This is a genomic window from Acidiphilium sp. PM (genome assembly GCF_000219295.1).
In the GTDB taxonomy this organism is placed as follows: Bacteria; Pseudomonadota; Alphaproteobacteria; order Acetobacterales; family Acetobacteraceae; genus Acidiphilium; species Acidiphilium multivorum.
Window position 1 is genome coordinate 1 of the sequence record NZ_AFPR01000627.1, and the last position, 3,586, is coordinate 3,586.

Annotated in this window: 5 protein-coding genes; 2 read left to right on the top strand and 3 right to left on the bottom strand. The window is 63.8% G+C overall.

Annotation, left to right across the window (positions count from 1 at the left end; all coding sequences use genetic code 11):
* Positions 1-768: relaxase/mobilization nuclease domain-containing protein (locus APM_RS19740; protein WP_007425149.1), on the bottom strand; the 768-nt coding region annotated here is incomplete at its 3' end.
* Positions 765-1,130, bottom strand: a complete 366-nt coding sequence (locus tag APM_RS19745) for a plasmid mobilization protein (protein ID WP_158005028.1) — start codon at positions 1,128-1,130, stop codon at positions 765-767. The genes APM_RS19740 and APM_RS19745, both read right to left, overlap by 4 nt.
* 553 nt (positions 1,131-1,683) lie before the next feature.
* Between APM_RS19745 and APM_RS19750 the strand changes: the two genes are divergently transcribed.
* Positions 1,684-2,235: a hypothetical protein gene (locus APM_RS19750; RefSeq protein WP_007425151.1), complete on the top strand. Its 552-nt coding sequence runs from the start codon at positions 1,684-1,686 to the stop codon at positions 2,233-2,235.
* Positions 2,232-2,669: a DUF29 domain-containing protein gene (locus tag APM_RS19755; protein ID WP_007425152.1), complete on the top strand. Its 438-nt coding sequence runs from the start codon at positions 2,232-2,234 to the stop codon at positions 2,667-2,669. Before APM_RS19750 ends, APM_RS19755 begins: the two co-directional genes overlap by 4 nt.
* On the opposite strand, the gene APM_RS22145 is transcribed toward APM_RS19755, so the two are convergent.
* Positions 2,666-3,586 (bottom strand): hypothetical protein (locus tag APM_RS22145; protein WP_007425153.1); only part of this gene is annotated, 921 nt, incomplete at its 5' end. The two genes, APM_RS19755 and APM_RS22145, sit on opposite strands and share 4 nt — an antisense overlap.

Below are 3,586 nucleotides of genomic sequence, written 5' to 3' on the forward strand. Positions count from 1 at the left end.
CAACGCCGCCTGGTCGATGTCGGATAACCTGGCCCGGATGTCCGCGGCCTTAGCCCCATCGATCCTTCGCGCCAGGCTGTGGCTCTCCCCAGCCTGGTCGATGACGATGAAGTCCCGCCTGTCACCCCGTGCGAGGATGTAGCCTGCCTCTGCCAGAGCGCCCGCGAACGCTTTGCCGCTGTCTGTTTGACGCCAAAGAGCGGTGATCTCGGCCTTGATCGCCTTGGGATCGAGGCCAGATCGCTCGGCCTGCTGCATTTCCGCGTGGCTCGGCGTCCGGGCTGGGCGCTCCTTCCCGTCCCGCTCGACATGCGCCCCTTGAACCCGCTCATGGCCGAATTCACGCTCCAACGCCCGAGCGACTTCCTCGTGTTTCCGGTAGTTGTGACTGTCGGGAATGGCCCGGTTTCGCTCAAGATCGATCCGCGACCAGACCACATGCACATGCTCGCGGCCCTCTTTGACGTGCTGAACCAAGGCCCGAGGCTGCCCCGTGAAGCCTAGTTTGGCTTCCAGGGCGTCGACCGCCCGCCCCCACTGCTCCGGGGTCAGCCGTTCGTCCGCTCGGGGGTCGATGTTGGCGTGGTAGAGCGGGCTCTTGCACCGCGTGCCAGCCCCAAAAGCCTCCATTTCGCGCAAGGCTTGGTCCAGGTTCATCCCTGCCACGCCCCGCAATTCCAGCAGCAGCACCCGCTCGTTGGTGTCCGTACGGCTGAGATGAACGCCTAGATCGGCCCCTCCGGCCCGCGTGCCACCCTTGATGATCACGGCTCACCGGGCGCGCGGCCCAGGGCGCGCATGATCGCAGCCCGGATCGCCGCAATGTCAGCCTGAGCACGTGCAAGGTCGGACGGGACCAGATCGCCCCCGCCATTCAGAGCGCGGGCGATCTGGTTCACGTTCGAGCCAACACGGCCAAGCTCGCCAAGCAGCCGCGCCAGTTCGGCCCGCTCTACCGGGGGGCGGCGGGCCTGTCGCACGGGCGGCGCGGAAAGCAGTTGCGACCGCGCATAGCCCGCCAGCGACAGCCCCGCCCGCTCACTGGCGGCCGTGATCGCAGCGTGCTCGGCAGCGGTCAGGCGGATGCGCAGGGCAGCTTGGCGTTGCCGCGTCTCCGATCCGCTCGCCATCGCCGCCGCCTCGCTCGGTTGGGTCAAGGGGCGCAGCGCCCTTGCCTGGGGGTCCACGGGGGAGCGGAGCATCCCCCTGGCAAGACGCGCGGGGAACCCGCGCATGGCTTGCAAACTAAAATAACTCCAAAAATTCCCCTGGCGTCAACCTGTTGCGGTCATGACACGCCCAAGTCCGCAAAGCACAGGCACAGCCCAGTCACACCGCCCCCTGAGCCACTTGCCAGCACCTCAACCAGCATAGGCTGTCGTCCATGGCCTCGATCTCGATCGCACAAAGCGGCCCGTCAGGGCCGCCGCTCATGGGCAAACCGCGTCAGCGGCTTTCCGATGAAGGGGGATTTAGGGGGTTGAGATAGAGCGCGCGCGCGGCGTCAGCCTCGTCGCCGGGCACTCCGCGCGCGCGCTCTATCATCTAAATACTATCTGGCGTGGATAACTCGGGCCAAAATTCGCGTTTTTTCGCAGAAACCCGCCAAAAAATGCCTTGCTATTAAGTCCCATCCTGTGGGACTACTGAGACCCACCCCACGGGACTTAAAAGGAGGATTTGATGGCGGCCACAATCCACGCTCTGAAAACCAGGCCAGACCGGCTCCGGCAGGACCAGGCGGAGCAGTTGCGCCAGGCGCTGCTGCCGTTCGAGGGAGCCATGCCGGAGGCTGTGAAAGCCTTGATCGGCCACATCGACCGCCAGACCGCCAGCCGCAACAAATGGACCTTCGTCATGCTCAGCCCGGAACAGAACGCCATCGTCGTTGACTATCTCGCGGACCACTCGGCCCGCCCGCTGGTGGCACTGAAGCTCTGGGCGCTGTGCTTCAAGCATCTGCGCACCGACACCGGCGAAATCCTGCTTACCCGTGAGGAAATCGCTGAAAAGCTAGGCCAAGAACCGAAGCGGGTTAGCGAGATGATGACCGAACTCGAGGGCTTTGGTGCCATCATCCGCCGCCGCCAGCGTGTCGCCGGGATGAAGGGGCCGGGGATGGTCCACTACTTCATGAACCCTCGCGTCGCCACGCATCTGAGCGGTCAGGAACGTGACCAGGCCCAAGCCGACGCGCCGCTGCTGCGGCTGATGGAAGGAGGGAAACCAACATGAGCGCCAATCTCTACGACCGCGATTTCTATGCCTGGGCGAACGAACAGGCTGCACTCCTGCGCGCTGGAAAGCTGAGACAGGCCGACATTGAACACATCGCCGAGGAAATCGAGAGCATGGGCAAAACCGAGAAGCGCGAACTTGTCAGTCGTCTCACGGTTCTCCTTCTGCACCTGCTCAAATGGCAGTATCAGCCCGGCCACCGGGGCGCATCTTGGCAGGCCACAATCCGCGTTCAGCGCCGTGATCTGGGCCGTCACATGAGAGACAATCCGAGCCTCAAGGCTGTGGTCCCAGAAGCAATCATGGACGCCTATGGTGATGCCGTCATCGAAGCGGGAGCGGAAACCGGGTTTCCGGAAAGCACTTTCCCAGCCACTTGTTTGTGGTCGTTCGAGCAGGTGATGGACGAAAATTTCTGGCCGGGAAGCTAGTCCATCATATCGAAGCCTCGATCCTTCTCCCGATTGGCCTGTGCCTCGCGCTCTTGTGGCTTATCCTTGGTCACTTCTTTCGTTTCATCGTTACCGCCCGGCGGAATCAGGCGCAGGGTGACAACACCATCTCGCACCTCCGCCTTCCATTCACCCATCTCGGCTATCTCGCGTTCAATTCTCGCTTCGAGAGCCCGCATTCTCTCCTGCTCGCCGCGCTCTGCCTCGGCTTCGGCGGCTCGGCGGCGATCCTCATCGACCCGCTCATCGAGAACGGATTGAGCCGCCTCATACCGCCTGAATTCCGGCGCCAGAATTTCATCGACCGCCACAGCGGTCGCGCTATACAACTTGCTGAAGGCGATCTTGGCCGTGGCGTTCAGCTCCTCTGCGCTGGCTAGATCGCTCTTCCGTTGAGCAACCATAGCTTGCGTGTCGGAGATCTGATCCTGAAGCCGTTTCCATTCAGGGATTTCCAGAACCCCCTTGTCCTGAAGCCAGAACCTCACTCGCCCCAACAACCCCTGATTCTCCCGGTATCTCTCCGCTCGTTGCTTGAGGCTCCGCTCGGTCTCGGTAGCCTCCAACAGATTCACCCGCGCCTTCGCCTCCCCTGCCCTGGCGGTTTCAGCGGCTTCTTCCGCCTTACGATACGCCGGGTCCGCCATCCGGGCCGCCGCCAGCGCCGCATCCCGGTCGGGCCGTAGCGTTTCCACCTCCCATTGGAGCGCGTTTAGCGGCATCGAGCGCCAGCGGGTCCGGTCCGCCTCATCTGCCGCCTGCTGGCGCTCTACGGCCTCCTGTGCGGCCTCAGCGGCCTTCTGGGCGGCTTCTGCCGCCCTACGGGCTTCCTCGGCCTTCTGAGCGGCCTCCAGGGCCTTCTGGGCCTGCTCAGATCGGCCCTCGCGTGCGTCCGG

Coding starts and splice junctions, on each gene's coding strand:
- APM_RS19745 (WP_158005028.1), bottom strand. CDS start 1,130: ATGGCGAGCGGATCGGAGACGCGGCAACGCCAAGCTGCCCTGCGCATC.
- APM_RS19750 (WP_007425151.1), top strand. CDS start 1,684: ATGGCGGCCACAATCCACGCTCTGAAAACCAGGCCAGACCGGCTCCGG.
- APM_RS19755 (WP_007425152.1), top strand. CDS start 2,232: ATGAGCGCCAATCTCTACGACCGCGATTTCTATGCCTGGGCGAACGAA.